The organism is Terrabacter sp. Soil810, from assembly GCF_001429645.1.
In the GTDB taxonomy this organism is placed as follows: Bacteria; Actinomycetota; Actinomycetes; order Actinomycetales; family Dermatophilaceae; genus Terrabacter.
Genome location: NZ_LMSW01000014.1, coordinates 101,080 through 117,894 on the forward strand (window position 1 = coordinate 101,080; position 16,815 = coordinate 117,894).

The 16,815-nt window shown below is 71.0% G+C and carries 16 protein-coding genes; 10 read left to right on the forward strand and 6 right to left on the reverse strand.

Features of this window, described 5'->3' with window-relative positions; genetic code table 11:
- The 4 genes from ASG96_RS18865 to ASG96_RS18880 form a co-directional block, all read right to left on the reverse strand.
- Window positions 1-864 carry a carbohydrate ABC transporter permease gene (locus tag ASG96_RS18865; protein WP_057588962.1) on the reverse strand — a complete coding sequence of 288 codons (864 nt, stop codon included), beginning with the start codon at window positions 862-864 and terminating at the stop codon, window positions 1-3.
- Entirely contained in the window at window positions 861-1,808 is a 948-nt protein-coding gene (locus ASG96_RS18870) for a carbohydrate ABC transporter permease (protein ID WP_057588963.1), read from the reverse strand. The genes ASG96_RS18865 and ASG96_RS18870 overlap by 4 nt, the downstream gene beginning before the upstream one ends.
- An 83-nt stretch (window positions 1,809-1,891) precedes the next feature.
- Window positions 1,892-3,250: an extracellular solute-binding protein gene (locus tag ASG96_RS18875; RefSeq protein WP_057588964.1), complete on the reverse strand. Its 1,359-nt coding sequence runs from the start codon at window positions 3,248-3,250 to the stop codon at window positions 1,892-1,894.
- A gap of 153 nt (window positions 3,251-3,403) precedes the next feature.
- A complete protein-coding gene (locus ASG96_RS18880; RefSeq protein ID WP_200962721.1) occupies window positions 3,404-4,540 on the reverse strand; it encodes an ROK family transcriptional regulator in 1,137 nt (378 codons plus the stop codon).
- A gap of 171 nt (window positions 4,541-4,711) precedes the next feature.
- Between ASG96_RS18880 and ASG96_RS18885 the strand changes: the two genes are divergently transcribed.
- The 4 genes from ASG96_RS18885 (at window position 4,712) to ASG96_RS18900 (ending at window position 7,972) form a co-directional block, all read left to right on the forward strand.
- Complete coding sequence (locus ASG96_RS18885) at window positions 4,712-4,987, forward strand: DUF2277 domain-containing protein (protein WP_057588965.1); 276 nt, start codon at window positions 4,712-4,714, stop codon at window positions 4,985-4,987.
- Between the two features lie 185 nt (window positions 4,988-5,172).
- Window positions 5,173-5,763, forward strand: a complete 591-nt coding sequence (locus ASG96_RS18890) for a class I SAM-dependent methyltransferase (protein ID WP_235509230.1) — start codon at window positions 5,173-5,175, stop codon at window positions 5,761-5,763.
- A gap of 161 nt (window positions 5,764-5,924) precedes the next feature.
- Window positions 5,925-6,635: a DNA alkylation repair protein gene (locus tag ASG96_RS18895; protein ID WP_057588966.1), complete on the forward strand. Its 711-nt coding sequence runs from the start codon at window positions 5,925-5,927 to the stop codon at window positions 6,633-6,635.
- The gene (locus tag ASG96_RS18900; RefSeq protein ID WP_057588967.1) at window positions 6,632-7,972 is read left to right on the forward strand and encodes an MATE family efflux transporter; all 1,341 of its coding nucleotides are present in this window, start codon (window positions 6,632-6,634) and stop codon (window positions 7,970-7,972) included. The genes ASG96_RS18895 and ASG96_RS18900 overlap by 4 nt, the downstream gene beginning before the upstream one ends.
- Window positions 7,973-7,993: 21 nt before the next feature.
- On the opposite strand, the gene ASG96_RS18905 is transcribed toward ASG96_RS18900, so the two are convergent.
- Entirely contained in the window at window positions 7,994-8,476 is a 483-nt protein-coding gene (locus ASG96_RS18905) for a DUF1772 domain-containing protein (protein ID WP_057588968.1), read from the reverse strand.
- Window positions 8,477-8,565: 89 nt separating this feature from the next.
- Between ASG96_RS18905 and ASG96_RS18910 the strand changes: the two genes are divergently transcribed.
- Window positions 8,566-9,537, forward strand: coding sequence for an AraC family transcriptional regulator (locus ASG96_RS18910; RefSeq protein ID WP_057588969.1), 972 nt, complete (start codon window positions 8,566-8,568; stop codon window positions 9,535-9,537).
- Between the two features lie 294 nt (window positions 9,538-9,831).
- Here the strand turns inward: ASG96_RS18910 and iolC are convergent, their stop codons facing one another.
- On the reverse strand, window positions 9,832-10,797 hold the full coding sequence (gene iolC, locus ASG96_RS18915) for a 5-dehydro-2-deoxygluconokinase (protein WP_056754153.1): 966 nt from the start codon (window positions 10,795-10,797) through the stop codon (window positions 9,832-9,834).
- 200 nt (window positions 10,798-10,997) lie between these two features.
- On the opposite strand from iolC, the gene ASG96_RS18920 reads away from it, so the two are divergent.
- The 5 genes from ASG96_RS18920 (at window position 10,998) to ASG96_RS18940 (ending at window position 16,812) form a co-directional block, all read left to right on the forward strand.
- Window positions 10,998-12,323 carry an extracellular solute-binding protein gene (locus ASG96_RS18920; RefSeq protein WP_056750304.1) on the forward strand — a complete coding sequence of 442 codons (1,326 nt, stop codon included), beginning with the start codon at window positions 10,998-11,000 and terminating at the stop codon, window positions 12,321-12,323.
- A gap of 76 nt (window positions 12,324-12,399) precedes the next feature.
- A complete protein-coding gene (locus tag ASG96_RS18925) occupies window positions 12,400-13,395 on the forward strand; it encodes a carbohydrate ABC transporter permease (RefSeq protein ID WP_157611024.1) in 996 nt (331 codons plus the stop codon).
- A gap of 41 nt (window positions 13,396-13,436) precedes the next feature.
- Window positions 13,437-14,258, forward strand: a complete 822-nt coding sequence (locus tag ASG96_RS18930; RefSeq protein ID WP_235506454.1) for a carbohydrate ABC transporter permease — start codon at window positions 13,437-13,439, stop codon at window positions 14,256-14,258.
- A complete protein-coding gene (locus tag ASG96_RS18935; RefSeq protein ID WP_057588970.1) occupies window positions 14,255-15,784 on the forward strand; it encodes a GH1 family beta-glucosidase in 1,530 nt (509 codons plus the stop codon). Before ASG96_RS18930 ends, ASG96_RS18935 begins: the two co-directional genes overlap by 4 nt.
- Window positions 15,781-16,812 carry a LacI family DNA-binding transcriptional regulator gene (locus tag ASG96_RS18940; RefSeq protein ID WP_056750295.1) on the forward strand — a complete coding sequence of 344 codons (1,032 nt, stop codon included), beginning with the start codon at window positions 15,781-15,783 and terminating at the stop codon, window positions 16,810-16,812. Before ASG96_RS18935 ends, ASG96_RS18940 begins: the two co-directional genes overlap by 4 nt.
- Window positions 16,813-16,815 lie beyond the last annotated feature (3 nt).

Consider the following 16,815-nt stretch of genomic DNA (forward strand, 5'->3'; position numbering starts at 1 on the left):
TCAGCCCTTCACCGCTCCGCCGACGAGGCCGTTGCTCATGCGTCCCTGGACGACGAGGAAGAAGACGATGACGGGCACCGCGACGACGGTCGACGCGGCCATGACCTGGCCCCAGTCGGTCTCGCGGGTCGCGCTCGCCTGGACGAAGCCGCGCAGCCAGAGCGGCAGCGTGCGGGACTGCTCCTCGGTCATGACGACCAGCGCCACGGTGAACTCGTTCCACGCCTGGAGGAACGCGTAGACGCCCGACGCGACGAGCCCGGGAGCCAACAGGGGGAACGTGATCCGCAGGAAGGCCTTGGTGCGCGAGAGGCCGTCGACCATGGCCGCCTCCTCGAGCTCGACGGGCACGCCGGCGACGAAGCCGCGCAGCATCCACACGGTGAAGGGGACGACGGCCGCCGTGTAGAGCAGGGCGAGGCCGAGGACGTTGTTGAGCAGGCCCACCGAGCTCATCATCTTGTACTGCGCGATGAAGAGTCCCTCCGCGGGCAGCATCTGGATGAGCAGCAGCGCGAGGATGAACGAGCGTCGGCCGCGGAAGCGGAAACGGCTGATCGCGAGGGCCCCGAGGAAGGCGATGACGATGGCCGCGGCGACGGTGACGAGGGTGACGGCGAGCGAGATCCCCAGCGCCCGAACGAAGCCCGCGTCGCCGAAGACCGTGGCGAAGTTGTCGAGGGAGCCGCCGAAGGGCAGGAAGGTCGGGGTGCTCGACTGGAGGGTCACCTTGTCGAGGAAGGCCGAGTTGAGCATCCAGTAGACGGGGAACGCCCAGACGAAGGCGACGAGGACGGCGACGACGGTCAGCACCGAGCGTCGGGTGGACCGACGCGAGCGGGCGGGGCCGAGGATGCGACTCACGACTCCTCCTTCATGAGCGAGCGGACGTAGTACCAGCTGATGGCGACGGTGAGCAGGAGCATGACGATCGAGACGGCACTGGCCATCCCGAAATCGCCTGCGCCCGTGCCGAGCTGGTAGATGAACGTGCCCAGCAGGTGGGTCTCGTTGGCCACGCCACCGGCGTCCTGGAGCAGCTTGATCTGCGTGAAGACCCGGAGGTCCCAGATGAGCTGGAGCAGCAGGACGATCGAGATGACCGGCGCCACGAGCGGGAGGATGATGTGCCGGAGGCGTTTCCAGCCTCCCGCGCCGTCGATCTCGGCTGCCTCGAGCACCTCCGGGGAGAGCTGGGTCAGCCCGGCGTAGATCGAGAGGGCCACGAACGGCACGCTCATCCACACGACGATGACGGCCGCCACGACGAGGAACGAGAGCGGCTCGACGAGCCAGTTGTGCCCCTGCGCGTCGACACCGACGCGCTCGAGCGCCCAGTTGAGCAACCCGTTGCGCCAGTTGACGATCCACGTCCACACCGTCATCGAGGCGACGACCGGCATGGCCCAGGCGAGCAGGAGCGCGACCTGGAGGACGAGACGCCCGGCGCGGGTGACCGCGCCCATGAGCAGGGCGAGACCGAGGCCGATCGCCACCGTCGACAGGGCGCACACGATGCAGAAGGCGATGGAGCGTCCGACGATGACCCAGAGCTCCGGGTCGGTCACCAGGGTCGCGTAGTTCGACAGACCCACCCACTCGGGCGGCTGGCCGAACTGCTGCATCATCCCGAAGTGCTGGAAGCTCGTGACGACCTGCCACCCGACGGGGTAGCCGAGCGCGGCGACGAGCAGGACGAGCGAGGGGAGCACGAGCCACGCGGGCGTGTGCCGTCGGGCGGGGCGGGCGGGAGCCGCGGGCTCCGGTGCCGGGGCGGTCTCGGGGGGAGCGGTCGCCGTGGAGGTCATGGGCGGGCCTTTCGAACCTGGCGTCCGGCGGTCGGGCGGGAGGGGGTCCCGACCGCCGGACGTGGTGTCACGCGACGGTCAGGTCACTTGAGGTTGAGCAGCGGCGTGATCTTCGCGTCGTACTCCTGGGCCAGGGCCGTGAGGTCGGAGGCGTCCCGGATCTTGGAGAAGAACTCCTCCATGATCATCTTCGACTCGACGGTCGCCCAGCCCGGAGCAGCCGGGGTGAGCTTGGAGTTGGTCGCGGAGTCGATGAGGGCCTTGGCGAACTGGTCGTCACCGAGGGAGCTGACGTAGTCGGTGTTGGCCGGGCCGAGGCCGGCGCCGCCGAGCTTCTTCTGGTAGTCCGCGGAGAAGATGATCTTCAGCAGCTCCTTGGAGAGGGCCTGGTTCTGGCTGGCCTTGGAGATGGCGATGTTCGAGCCACCGGCGAAGACCGGGGCGGGCTTGCCGTCGTTGCCCGGCAGGACGAAGGCGCTGAACTTCTTGTCGTTCCACTCGCGGACCTTCTTGCCGTCCTTCTCGACGAGGTCGCCGATCGACCAGTGGGCCCAGCCCGGCGCCATGATCGTCGCGGCGGCGAGGGACGTCTTGCCCGTGACGTTGCCGGACTCGTCGAGGATCTCGTCGGCGTCGTTGACGTAGAGCCAGGGCGTCTGGTCCTTGGCGTCGGCCGGGGCCTTGGACGCGTTCTTGTAGAGGTCCTGCAGCTGGGTCAGGCCCTTGACCGTGTTGGGGTCGGCGAGCGTCGAGACCCACTGGCCGTTCTCCTGCTTCGCGAGCTCGCCGCCGTTGGCGAAGATCCACGAGACGCCGTTGCGCCAGTCCTGGCCGCCGAGGAAGAAGCCGGAGAAGTTCTTGATGCTGCGCGGGTTCTTCGTCGTGATCGTCTTGACCGCGGCGTTGAACTCGTCGAGGGTCTTCGGCGCGGCGACGCCGGCCTCCTGCCAGACGTCCTTGCGCGCGAACATGTAGCGCGAGCCGAAGTAGTAGGGCAGGGCGTACTGCTTGCCGTCGACGCTGCCGACGTCGACGAAGGACTGGAGCAGCTTGCTGCCGCCGAGCTCCTGGTACATGTCCGACACGTCGCTGAAGGCACCGACGTTGGTGAAGGTCGGGCTCTGCGTGTTGCCGATCTCGGTGACGTCGGGCGTGTTCTTCGGGTCGGGCAGCGAGGTCGTCAGCTTGGTGACGAGGTCGCCCCAGCTCTGCTCCTCGATCTTGAGGGTGGCACCGGTCTTGGCCTTGAAGGTGTCCTGCAGGTAGGTGCGCAGCTCCTTCGGGGTGTCGGTGCCGGCGAGCCAGAGGGTGATGGACTTGCCGGCGTTGCCCGACGCACCCGCCGAGGGGTCGGTGGTCGAGCCGGTGGCACCCCCACCGCACGCGGTGAGGACGAGCGCCGCAGTGGTCGTGGCCACGGCCAGACCCAGGGTCTTCTTCATTCCTTGTCTTCCTTTCGAAGGGCCGCGGTGCGGACCGGTTGTTCGCTGGACGCGAGTGGAGGGGTGTCCCTGTGGAGGGGAGTTCGAGGGGGTGGTGCGCTGTCGTGGGCCGAGGGCGTATGCCGTCCGGCCCGGTCAGGGTGGACGGCGGGGTCAGGCGACCCCGAGCTGGTCCCAGAGGACGAGGACGGCGGCGCCGCGCAGGACGATGTCGTCGGAGCGGTGCGCGAGGCGCACCGTGAGGTCGGTCGTGGTGCGGGCGAGGAGGCGGGTCCGGAGGGTCTCCTCGACGGCGTCGCGCAGGACGCCGCCGAGCAGGTGCTCGGGGCCGCTGAGGACGACCTCCGAGAGGTCGAGGGCGGCGACGACGGGGGCGAGGGCGATGCCGAGGCGCTCGCCCGCCTCGCGCAGCGGCTCCTGCGGGTCGTCGGAGGGCGCCGCGGCGAGCGCCTTCTCGAGGTTGGGGGCCGAGATCCACGTCTCGAGGCAGCCGACCTTGCCGCAGCGGCACATGGCGCCGCCGTCGGTGCCGACGGTGACGTGGCCGATCTCGCCCGCGGCGAAGTGCGATCCGCGGACGCGCTGGCCGCCGACGATGAGGCCGCCACCGACACCGCGCCCGATCTTGACGAGGACGAGGTCGTCGCCGCCGTCGCCGAGCGTGTAGTCGGCGTGGACCGCGGCGTCGGCATCGTTGACGACGAAGACGGGCAGGCCGGTCGCGTCGGCGACGATGTCACGCAGCGGCACGTCGTTCCAGCCGAGGTTGGGGGCCGTGTCGACGACGCCGCCCGGGCCGACGATGCCGGGGGTGCCGACACCGATGCCGAGCAGCGGCGCCGTGGCGGCCGCGATGACCTCGTGCACGAGGTCGAGGACGGTGTCGACGACGGCCTGGCCGGAGTCGTCGCCGATCGGGCGCTCGGCGCGGACGAGGATGTTGCCGTCGAGGTCGAGCACGGCGGCGCGCAGCACCTCGTGGGCGGCGAGGTCGACGCCGATGGCCTGCAGGCCCGTGCGGTTGACGTCGACGAGGGTGCCCGGCTTGCCGGGGCGCACGACCTCGGAGGGGCCGAGCTCGACGGCGTGACCGCTGTCCATGAGCTCCGAGACGAGGTCGGAGACGGTCACCTTGCTCATCCCGAGGCGGCGGGCGAGGTCGGCCCGGCTCATCGCACCGACCGAGTAGAGCATCTGGAGCACGAGCGAGAGGTTGTGCCGCCGCCCGTGGGCGGGCAGCACGGCGGTGCGGGGGGAGACGCGGCGGGCTCGCGGCAGTGCGGTGGTCACGAGAGTTAGTAAAGTTTACTAACTCTCAGTTTGGCAACCCCTTCGGCGAGAAATGTTCACCGAAGCGACGTCGGGTCGAGGTGATCTCGACGCCGACGCCGCTCGCGCGATCACCTCGAAGGGTGCGAGCGGCAGGGACCGTGGGTCGGTGCCGCGACATACAGTCGATGTATGTGCCGCAACATCCGACAGCTCCACAACTTCGAGCCGCCAGCGACGAGCGACGAGGTCCGTGCCGCCGCGCTGCAGTACGTCCGCAAGGTCAGCGGGAGCACCAAGCCCAGCCACGCCAACCAGGCCGCCTTCGACGAGGCGGTCGAGGCCGTCGCGCACGCGACGGCCCACCTGCTCCAGCACCTGACGACGACGGCTCCGCCCAAGGACCGCGAGATCGAGCGCCAGAAGGCGCGCGAGCGCAACGCGGTGCGCTTCGGCACCCCGGCCTGACCCGCGCCGGCTGACCTCGTTGTCGTTCTCCGTCGCCGGCCCCGCGGCGCTCCTCGCGCTGCTCGCCGCCCTTGTGCGCCGGGCCCTCGCCCCGCCGGAGATCCCGGTCATCACCCTGCACGGCGGGTGAGCTCCCCTACGCTGGCCGCATGGGCATCTGGGCCACCTAGGTCACGCCGCGGCTCGTGGCGGCCGGGAGCGAGGACGAGAAGGTGCGCGCCCTCCGGGCCCGGGCCTGCGGGGGTCTGCACGGCGAGGTCGTCGAGCTCGGCTTCGGCAGCGGCCACAACGTCGGGCTCTACCCGAGCGCCGTCACCCGCGTCGTCGCCGTCGAGCCGTCCGACCTCGGCTGGGAGCTGGGGGCGCGGCGCCGCGCCGGCAGCCCGATCCCGATCGTCCGGGGCGACCTCGACGGCCAGTGGTTGAGCCTCCCGGACGCGAGCGCCGATGCCGTCCTGTCGACGTTCACGCTGTGCACCATCCCCGACGTCCACCGTGCCCTCGCCGAGGTCCGGCGCGTGCTCCGACCGGGCGGCGCCCTCCATTTCCTCGAGCACGGCATCGCGCCCGAGGAGGGCGTCCAACGGTGGCAGCGCCTCCTCGAGCCGGTGCAGAAGAGGGTCTTCGACGGGTGCCACCTCACCCGCCCGATCGACCGACTGGTCGAGGAGTCCGGCCTCGTCATCGAGGAGATCGACCGGGCGTACGCACTGACGCCCAAGCTCATGCGGCCCTGGGTCTTCGGCTACCTCGGCCGCGCCGTGCGACCGGCCTGACGACGAGCGCGACCCAGCCCTCCGGCATACCCCCTCGTCCGGACAGTGAGAGGACGCATCGGCGACGATCCGCACGGACAGGGGACTGTGCGGCGATGCGAGGCCCACGACCGGGGTGACGGCTGACCGCCCCGGTCGGCGGCGCCGACTACGGTTGGCGCATGACGATCGGCCCGCGCCCCGACCTCGTGTCGGAGGTGCGGGCCGCTCTCCTCGCCGAGGCCGACGCGGAGCGGGCAGCCGGTCAGCAGCGCTACATGAAGTCGGCCATGCCGTACTTCGGTCTGACGTCCCCGCAGCTCAAGGCCGCCCTGACTCCCCTGCTCCGCGACCCCGGGCTCGCCATGGAGTCACGCGAGCAGTGGGAGGCGACCATCCGCGCCCTGTGGGACGGCGCCACCCACCGGGAGCAGTGGTATGCCGCCATCGCCCTCGCGCGACACCGCCCCTACCGCGCGTGGGTCGACAGCGACGCGATGCCGTTGTGGGAGAGCCTGATCCGCAGTGGGGCGTGGTGGGACGTCGTCGACGACATCGCGACGCACCTCGTGCGTGACACGGTGCTCGCCCACCCGACGGTGGAGGGCCTGCGGATGCGCGACTGGGCCGGCTCGGACTCGCTGTGGGTGCGCCGAGCGGCGATCATCTGCCAGGTCGGCGCGCGTGACCGCCTCGACCAGTCGCTCCTCGCCGACGTCATCGAGCCCAACATCGACGACCCGGACTTCTTCAGCCGCAAGGCGATCGGCTGGGCCCTGCGTGACCACGCCCGCATCGACCCGCAGTGGGTGCGCTCGTTCGTCGCCGCCCACCCGGACCTGTCCGGCCTCTCGCGACGCGAGGCGCTCAAGCACCTCGGGCCGCTCACGTGAGCCCCACCTCCCCGCTGCCCACGAGCCACCGGCGCGAGATCGTCCGTCTCGCGGTCCCGGCCTTCCTCGCCCTCATCGCCGAGCCGCTCTTCCTGCTCGCCGACTCGGCGATCATCGGACACCTCGGCACCGCCGAGCTCGCCGGCCTCGGGGTCGCGAGCGCGGCCCTCGTCACGGCGGCCGGCATCTTCGTCTTCCTCGCCTACGGCACGACGAGCATCGTCGCGCGTCACCTCGGCGCCGGCGACGAGCGCTCCGCGGTGAGCGCCGGCATCGACGGGTTCTGGTTGGCCCTGGGCCTCGGCGCCGTCACCGCAGCCGCCGTCGCGGTCTGGGCGGGTCCGATCAGCGCGGTCTTCGGGTCGTCCCCCGCCGCGCACGAGCAGGCGACCACCTACCTGCGCATCTCGGCCCTCGGCATCCCCGCGATGCTCGTCATCCTCGCCGTCACCGGCGTGCTGCGCGGCCTGCAGGACACGACGACTCCGCTGGTCGCCTCGGTCGTCGGCTTCGGCGCCAACATCGTGCTCAACGTCGTCTTCGTCTACGGGTTGCACTGGGGCATCGCCGGATCCGCGTGGGGCACGGTCATCGCCCAGACCGGCATGGGCCTCGCCCTCGTCACCGTGCTGCTCGTCAAGGCCCGGGCCAGGCACGCCCGGCTGCGCCCGCACCCAGCACGTGTCCTCGCAGCCGGACGCACCGGCCTACCCCTGCTCGTGCGCACCCTGGCGCTGCGCGCGACGCTGCTCGTCACGACGTGGGTCGCGGCGTCGCTCGGTGACGTCACGCTCGCGGCCCACCAGGTGGCGATGACGGTCTGGTCGTTCCTCGCCTTCGCGCTCGACGCCCTCGCGATCGCGGCCCAGGCGATCACCGGTCGCGCGCTCGGTGCCGGCGACCGGGGCGGCGTCCGGCTCGCGATGGGCACGATGGTCCGCTGGGGCGTGTGGGGCGGGCTGGCGCTCGGGCTCGTCATCGCCGGGCTGCACTCGGTCGTGCCGGCGCTCTTCACACCCGACCCGGCCGTCCAGGAGGCGCTCGGCGCGGCCCTCGTCGTCGTCGGGCTCGGGCAGGCGGTGGCCGGCTACGTCTTCGTCCTCGACGGCGTGCTCATCGGCGCGGGCGACGGCCGGTGGCTCGCCTGGGGCATGGTCGCGACGTTCGTCGCCTTCCTCCCCCTCATCCTGGCCGTGCGGTCCGCCGGACCGAGCGGCTCCCCGACCCGCGACGTCGTCGTGCTCTGGGCTGCGTTCACCGCCTTCATGGTGATCCGCGGCGTCGGGCTCGGGTGGCGGGCCCGGGGCGACGACTGGATGGTGGTCGGCGCCCGCTGAACCGCCCGCTGAACCGCCCGGTCAGCCGCCCTTGACCGCTCCCGCGACGAGGAGCCCCGCGGACGCCAGCGACAGCGCGGCCCGCACGTGGTTCATCGCGACCCAGCCCGGCGCGTACCCCTGCCAGGCCGTCGCCGCGGCGGTCGAGCCGGCGTCCACCCGACCGAGCGCGTCGTTGCGGGGCACGTGGTAGGCCGCGGTGACCCCGAGGGCCACGACCCCGCTGAGCGCGCCGGCGACGAGCAGTGCGCGGGCACTGCCGCTCGAGCGGGCGAGGGCCCAGCCGCCGACGGCGAGCGACCCGAGCCCCGACACGGCGAGCGGCACGGCGAGCCCGCGCGGGGCGGTGACGTTGATGGCCTGCATGGCACGCACGGCGTCCCCGGCGGCGAGCCGGTCGAGCGCCGGCATGACGAAGGTCGAGAAGCCGACGAAGACACCCCCGAGCACTCCGGTGCCGAGGGCGGTGGCGAGGGTGACGGTGCGCATCAGAGTGGTGTCCATGACTCCATGACACCGCGTCCGCATGAGCAGGTGAATACGCATTCGGCTCATCAACCTCAGCGATCGTCTCACCGGCGTACGGTGGGGCGATGGACACCCTGAGCACGGTCATGGACGGCCACCGCGCCCGTGGCGCCTCCCTGCTGCGCTGCGAGATGGCAGCCCCGTGGGCGCTCCGCATCGAGGACGAGGCCGCCCTCGGGCTCGTCGTCATGGTCTCGGGCAGCGCCCACGTCGTCCCCGCGCACGGCGCCCCGATGCGGCTCGACGAGGGGGACCTCGCGCTCGTCAAGGGCACCCACCCCTGGGTCTTTGCCGACGCCGTCGCGACCCAGCCGAGCGTCGTCATCGGGGCCGGCAACGTCTGCCGGTCGCTGACGGGCGAGCACCTGGCGCTGTCGCTGGGTCTCGGCACACGCACGTGGGGCAATGCGGGCGACCGACCCGGCGACACCACCTTCCTCACCGCGTCGTGGGAGCTCGCGAGCCAGGTGACCGGCCGCCTGCTCGACGCCCTCCCCGACGTGGTGGTCATCCCGGCGGACGAGGCCGACCCCACGCTGGCCGGGCTGCTCGCCCGCGAGGTGCAGCGCGACCTGCCCGGTCAGGACGTCGTGCTCGACCGGCTCGTCGACCTCGTGCTGATCGGCGCCGTACGCCAGTGGTTCTCGCGCGCGGACGGGTCGGCGCCGTCGTGGTGGAGCGCGGGCTCCGACCCGCTCGTCGGCCGCGTGCTCGCGCTGCTGCACGACGAGCCGGGCCACCCCTGGACCCTCGACCTCCTCGCCGCCCACGTCCACGTGTCGCGGGCAACCCTGTCGCGCCGGTTCACCGAGCTCGTCGGCCAGTCGCCGATGGCCTACCTCACCCAGTGGCGGCTGGCGCGGGCCGCCGACCTGCTCCGCGAGGGGGGCCTCGGAGTCGAGCAGGTCGCGCACACGGTCGGCTACGCCAACGCGTTCGCCTTCAGCGCCGCGTTCAAGCGTGCGCACGGGTCGTCGCCGCGCGCGTTCCGCTCGGCGCCGGTCCCACCGGGGGCGTCCACCCCCGTCCCCGGCTGACCTCGCGCACCGAGACGGGCGCGTATGCCGCCACGCCGGGTCGGCGCGGCCCCTTCGGACCGCGCCGCCGGAGTCAGGGCCAACTGCTACCGGTTTCCCAGTCTTCTTTAAGGTCCGGCGTTCATAGTCGATCTCGTGAGTTGCTCCTGTGCGACTCGGTGATCTCCTCCCCCTGTCGGATCACCGGGTCAAAGAGCACCCGCCCCTGCTGGTCGAGTTCGGCGACGTGACCAGCAGGGGCGGGTTTTCTCGTTTTCGGGCCCGGTCGGTGCCCGGCGAACCACCTGCCGGGACTCACATCGCGCCGTCGGCGACCTCGACGTCCGAGAGCAGCGCCTGGACCTCGGCCGTCGTCGGCATCGCCGTCGAGCAGCCGAGCCGCCCGGCGACGAGCGCGCCGGCGACGTTGGCGAAGTGGAGGGTCCGCTCGAGGTCCCACCCCTCGAGGAGGCCGTGCACGAGCGCTCCGCCGAACGCGTCACCCGCGCCGAGACCGTTGACGACGCGAACGGGGAAGGCCCCGACGCTCACCTGCTCGGTCGGCGTCATGGCCAGCACCCCGCGCGGGCCCTGCTTGACGACGGCGAGCTCGACGCCCGCCGCGAGCAGCGCCCGGGCGGCGCGCTCGGCGTCGGCCTCCCCCGTGGCGATCTCGCACTCCTCGAGGTTGCCGACGGCGACGGTGGCGTGACGCAGGCCCTCGCGCACCTGACGGCGAGCCTCGTCGGCGTCGCGCCAGAAGACGGGTCGGTAGTCGAGGTCGAGGACGGTGAGTGGCGCTCGTCCGCGCTCCTCCCACGCGGCCTGGTGCGCCGCTCTGCTGGGCTCCTGGCTGAGGCCTGTCACGGTGGACCAATAGACCTTGGCCTCGCGGATCGCTTGCAGCGGAAGGGATTCCGCCGTGATGAGCAGGTCTGGCGCGATCGGGTAGCGATAGAACCAGATGGGGAAGTGGTCCGGCGGGAAGACCTCGCAGAAGGTGACCGGCGTGGGCGGGCCACCGGTGATGGTCTGGACGTGCGCGTCGTCGACCCCGAGCTGCAGCAGCTCCCGATGCACGAAGCGTCCGAAGGCGTCGTCGGCCGTCGCGCTGACAAGTGACGCGCGCCGGCCGTGGCGGGCCGCGGCGACCGTCACGTTGGCCGGACTGCCGCCGAGGAACTTCTCGAAGGTGCGCACCTCGTCCAGCGTGACGCCGTGCTGGAGGGGGTACAGGTCGACGCCCACGCGACCGATCGCGACGAGGTCGTAGACGGTCATGGGAGCCTCCCACCGGTGCCGGGCCCGCGCCGGCGTCTCGACCTCCACGCTAGCGGCGATCAGGTCACGGAATGGTCACGGCCCTTGACCGATGCCCACCGGCACCCCCATTCTCCTCGTGAGAGCGCTCTCACGACTGGAATCCCAGCACGGAGAGCGCTCTCACACCCACATTGGGGATGAGACCAAAGGAGCTCTCCATGACATCCCGTTCCACCCGGATCGGCGCGCCCTCCGTGCGCTCTCGCCACGCCGTACTCGCCACCCTCACCGTCGGCATGCTGGCCCTCTCGGCCTGCGGCTCGGCCTCGGGTGGCGACAGCCCCTCCACCCAGGCCGGCAGCACGGGAGGTGGCGGACCGGTCACCCTGACGCTCGCCACCTTCAACCAGTTCGGCTACGAGGAGCTCATCCCCGAGTTCGAGAAGTCGCACCCGAACATCAAGGTCACCCACAAGAAGGCCGCGACCTCCAACGAGGCCCGCGACAACTTCTTCACCCGCCTCTCGGCCGGCAGCGGCATGGCCGACGTCGAAGCCGTCGAGGTCGACTGGCTCCCGGAGATGCTCCAGTACTCCGACAAGTTCAACGACCTCAACTCTGCCGACGTCCAGGGCCGCTGGCTCGACTGGAAGGCCAAGGCCGCCACCGACGCCGACGGTCACCTCATCGGCTACGGCACCGACTCCGGCCCCGAGGCCATCTGCTACCGCAGCGACCTCTTCAAGGCCGCCGGTCTGCCCAGCGACCGCGACTCGGTCGCGAAGCTGTTCGGCACCACGTGGGAGAGCTACTTCGCCGCCGGCAAGCAGTTCAAGGCCAAGTCGAAGGTCCCCTTCTTCGACAGCATCGGCGCCACCTACCAGGGCATGGTCAACCAGCTCGAGGCCGCCTACGAGAGCCCGAGCGACGACGCGATCACGGCGACCGACAACGCCGAGGTCAAGAAGATCTACGACCAGGTCATCCAGGCCGGCATCACCGACGGCCTCTCCGCCAAGCTCCAGCAGTGGGGCGACGACTGGACCGCGAGCTACCAGAAGAACGGCTTCGCGACCATGCTCTGCCCCGGCTGGATGGTCGGTGTCATCGAGGGCAACGCCAAGGGCGTCAAGGGCTGGGACGTCGCCAACACCTTCCCCGGCGGCGGCGGCAACTGGGGCGGCAGCTACCTGACCGTGCCGAAGCAGAGCGCCCACCCGAAGGAGGCCCAGGAGCTCGCCGCGTGGCTGACCGCGCCCGAGCAGCAGATCAAGGCCTTCAAGAAGGTCGGTGCCTTCCCCAGCCAGAAGCAGGCGCTCGAGAGCCAGGACCTGCTCTCCTTCACCGTGGCCTCCTTCAACAACGCGCCGACCGGCCAGATCTTCGCCGACCGCGCCAAGGCCGTCACCATCACGCCGTACAAGGGCACCCACTACTTCGCGATCAACGACGCGATGCAGCAGGCCCTGACCCGTGTCGAGCAGGGCACCTCCCCGCAGGAGTCCTGGGACAAGTGGGTCGGCGACGTCAAGGCCCTCGGCTGACCTGACCCCCAGCCGGCCGTGGACGGCCCGGCGCACCTCCACCGCACCGGGCCGTCCACCCGACGATCGGAAGAGCATGTCCGTCCAGACCCCTGCCCGCACGACCGGGCCCCTCCCCGGCGACGCACCCGGTTTCGTGAGCCGTTCGCCGATGACCCCCCGCTCCGGGTGGCGCCGCCGCCTGACCCGGCTGGACGAGAAGGGCGCCCCCTACGCGTACGTCTCTCCGTTCTTCATCCTCTTCGGCGTCGTCGGGCTCTTCCCGCTGCTCTACACGGCGTGGGTCTCGCTCCACAAGTGGAGCCTCATCGGAGGCCAGGGCGACTTCGTCGGCCTCAAGAACTACGCGGACGTCCTCTCGCAGCCCTACTTCTGGAACGCGCTGAAGAACACCGTCAGCATCTTCCTGCTCTCGAGCGTGCCGCAGGTCATCGCGGCGCTGCTCATCGCCGCCGCCCTCGACAGCGGCCTGCGGGCCCGCACCTTCTGGCGGATGGGCGTCCTGCTGCCCTATGTCGTGGCACCCGTGGCCGTCGCCCTGATCTTCAGCGACCTCTTCGGCGACAAGTTCGGCCTCGTCAACCACCTGCTCGGCCTCGTCGGCATCGACCCGGTCCAGTGGCACAAGGAGGTCCTGCCGAGCCACGTCGCCATCGCGACGATGGTCAACTTCCGGTGGACCGGCTACAACGCCCTGATCTTCCTGGCGGCCATGCAGGCCATCCCGCGCGACTACTACGAGGCGGCCATGATCGACGGCGCTGGACGCATCCGCACCTTCTTCTCGATCACGATCCCGCAGCTGCGAGCGACCATCATCTTCGTCGTCATCACCTCGACGATCGGCGGCCTGCAGATCTTCGACGAGCCGCGGATGTACGACCAGTACGGCCTCGGCGGCGCCGACCGGCAGTGGCAGACGCTGACCCTGTACCTCTACCAGCTCGGCTGGACGCAGAAGAACTTCGGCCGCGCCGCCGCCGTCGCCTGGATGCTCTTCCTCATCGTCATCGTCTTCGCGGTCGTCAACTTCCTCGTCACCCGCCGGATCGCCTCGAAGGGACAGCGATGACCACCTCGACCCTCCCGAAGACCCGACGTGGCTCCCGGCTGATGCGCCGCACCCAGGCCAGCCCCACGGCATACGTCGTCCTGGCGATCGTCCTCGTCGGCTCGGCCTTCCCGCTCTGGTGGTCCTACGTCATCGGCAGCAAGGACTCGGCCGCCATCGTGCAGGACCCGTTCTCGCTCGTCCCGGGCGGGCACTTCCTCCAGAACGCGAGCACCGTCGTCACGACGGTCCCGTTCTGGAAGGCCCTCGGCAACAGCATCTTCGTCAGCACCACGGTGGCCGTGCTCGTCGTGCTCTTCTCGGCGATGGCCGGCTTCGCGTTCGCCAAGCTGCGCTTCCGCGGACGCAACGGGCTGCTCGTCTTCGTCATCGCGACGATGGCCGTACCGACACAGCTCGGGATCGTGCCGCTCTTCATCGTCATGAGCAAGCTCGGCTGGATCGGCAGCCTCTGGGCCGTCATCCTGCCCAGCGCCGTCAGCGCCTTCGGCGTCTTCTGGATGACGCAGTACCTCCAGGAGGCCCTGCCCGACGAGCTCATCGAGGCTGCGCGCGTCGACGGCGCCTCGACCCTGCGGACCTTCTGGTCCATCGCGCTGCCCGCCGCCCGCCCCGGCGCTGCGATGCTCGGCCTGTTCACCTTCATCGCGACGTGGACCAACTTCTTCTGGCCGTTCATCATCCTCGACCCGGGCAACCCGACCCTGCCCGTAGCCCTGCAACAGCTGCAGGCCGCATACTTCGTCGACTACTCCCTCGTGCTCAACGGCGTCGTGCTCATGGCACTTCCGCTCATCGTCCTGTTCGTCTTCGCCGGGAGGCAGCTCGTCTCCGGCATCATGCAAGGAGCAGTCAAGGGATGACCGACCAGCCGCACACCCACCAGCCCCTCACGGCCTCGGCCACGGGTCGTCCTGTGGCAGAGTCCCGCCCGGTGCCGCAGGACTTCGTCCTCGGCGTCGCGACCGCCGCCTTCCAGATCGAGGGGGCTCGCCACGAGGACGGGCGCACCGACTCCATCTGGGACACCTTCTCGCACACCCCGGGTGCCGTCGTGAACGGGGACACCGGTGACGTCGCCTGCGAGCACTACCACCGGTATGCCGGCGACGTCGCCCTCATGAAGTCGCTGGGGATGCAGTCCTACCGCTTCTCGACGTCATGGGCGCGCGTCTGCCCCGACGGCGGACCGGTCAACGCCAAGGGCCTCGACTTCTACGAGCGTCTCGTCGACTCCCTCATCGAGTCGGGCATCGCGCCGTGGCTGACGCTCTACCACTGGGACCTGCCGCAGGCCCTCGAGGACCGTGGCGGGTGGACCTCCCGCGAGACGGTCGACCGCTTCGTCGACTACGCCCTGGCGGTGCACGACCGGCTCGGCGACCGCGTGAGCACCTGGACGACCCTCAACGAGCCGTTCTGCTCGGCCTTCCTCGGCTACACGGCCGGCATGCACGCGCCGGGACGCACCTCACCCGCCGACGGCCTCACCGCCGCGCACCACCTCATGCTCGGTCACGGCCGGGTCGTGCAGGAGCTGCGGGCCCGCGACGCCGCGCTCGAGCTCGGCCTGACGCTCAACTTCACGGTGGCCGACCCGGTCGACCCGTCCGACCCGCGCGACGTCGATGCCGCCCGCCGCGTCGACGCCCAGATGAACCGGGTCTTCCTCGACCCGATCTTCCGCGGCGAGTACCCCGCCGACCTCCTCGAGGACGTCCGCCATCTGGGCCTCGAGGACCACATCATGGACGGCGACCTCGACGTCATCTCGACGCCCATCGACGTCCTCGGCGTCAACTACTACAACGGCGAGGCCATCGGGCACGAGCCACCGAGCGCCGCACTCGACGACAGCGTCAACGGTGGCCGGGTCACCCGCTCGCCCTTCCCCGCGGCCGACGACGCGCACCGCCACCCCCGCGGCCTGCCCGTCACCGCGATGGACTGGGAGATCCAGCCCGAGGGCCTGACCCGCCTGCTCGCCCGGCTCCAGCAGGACTACGCCGGCCCGGCCGGCGTGGCCCTGCACGTGACGGAGAACGGCGCCGCCTTCGACGACGTCCCCGACGAGGACGGCTTCGTCGACGACCGCGGCCGCACGGCATACGTCCGCGCACACCTGGGCGCGGTCCTCGACGCCGTCGACGCGGGCGTGCCCGTGCGCGGCTACTTCTACTGGTCCCTGCTCGACAACTTCGAATGGGCCTGGGGCTACGCCAAGCGCTTCGGTATCGTCCGAGTCGACTACGACACCCAGGTGCGCACCCCCAAGGCGAGCGCCCTCGACTACGCCCGCATCATCGCCACGCGCCGGCTGCCCACCCCGTGGGACGGTTCGGCTGGGAGCGGCGACGGCGACGAACCCGCAGGAGAATCGACAGCATGAGCGAAGGGACGCCCGCCACTCCCGTCGGGCGACCCACCCTCGAGGAGGTCGCCCGGGTGGCCGGCGTTTCCCGGGCCACGGTCTCGCGCGTCATCAACGGCTCGCCCCGGGTCAGCCCCGACGTGCTCGCCGTCGTCGAGAAGGCGATCGCCGAGCTCGACTACGTGCCCAACCGGGCCGCGCGGTCACTCGTCGCGCGCGCGACGATGTCGATCGCCCTCGTCGTGCCCGAGGACACCCACCGCTTCTTCGGCGACCCCTACTTCGCCGACGTCGTCCAGGGCATCAGCGACCGGCTCGACGACAGCGACTACGTGCTCAACCTCCAGCTGACCAGCCCGAGCTCGCCTTCGGACAAGACGAAGCGCTACCTGCTCGGCGGCAACGTCGACGGGGCCATCGTCGTCTCGCACCACTCCGGCGACCACTTCCTCACCTCGCTCAGCCGCTCCCTGCCCGTCGTCTTCGGTGGCCGGCCGATCGGTGAGGCGGCCGTCGACGGCGACTACTACATCGACGTCGACAACCGTCTCGGCGGCGTCCGGGGCACCCAGCACCTCATCGACCGCGGGCGCACGGCGATCGCGACGATCACGGGCCCGGCCGACATGCCGGCCTCGGTCGACCGCGAGCAAGGCTGGCGCGACGCCCTCGCGGGGGCCGGGCTGCCCGACCACCGCCTGGCGCGTGGCGACTTCACCGAGGCCGGTGGCATCCGCGCCGCGCTGGCCCTCATCGACGAGTACCCCGACATCGACGCGCTCTTCGTCGCGAGCGACCTCATGGCGAGCGGAGCGCTGCTCGCGCTCGAGGAGCGGGGGCTGCGGGTCCCCGACGACGTCGCCGTCGTCGGTTTCGACAACAGCAAGTACGCCACCCGCGGCAAGGTCGGCCTGACCACCGTGGCCCAGCCCGCCCGGGAGATGGGCGTCGTCATGGCCGACACCCTGCTACGACTGCTCGCGGGAGAGTCCCCGCCGCGCGTGACGACCCTCGACACCGAGCTCGTCGTCCGCGACTCCACCTGACCC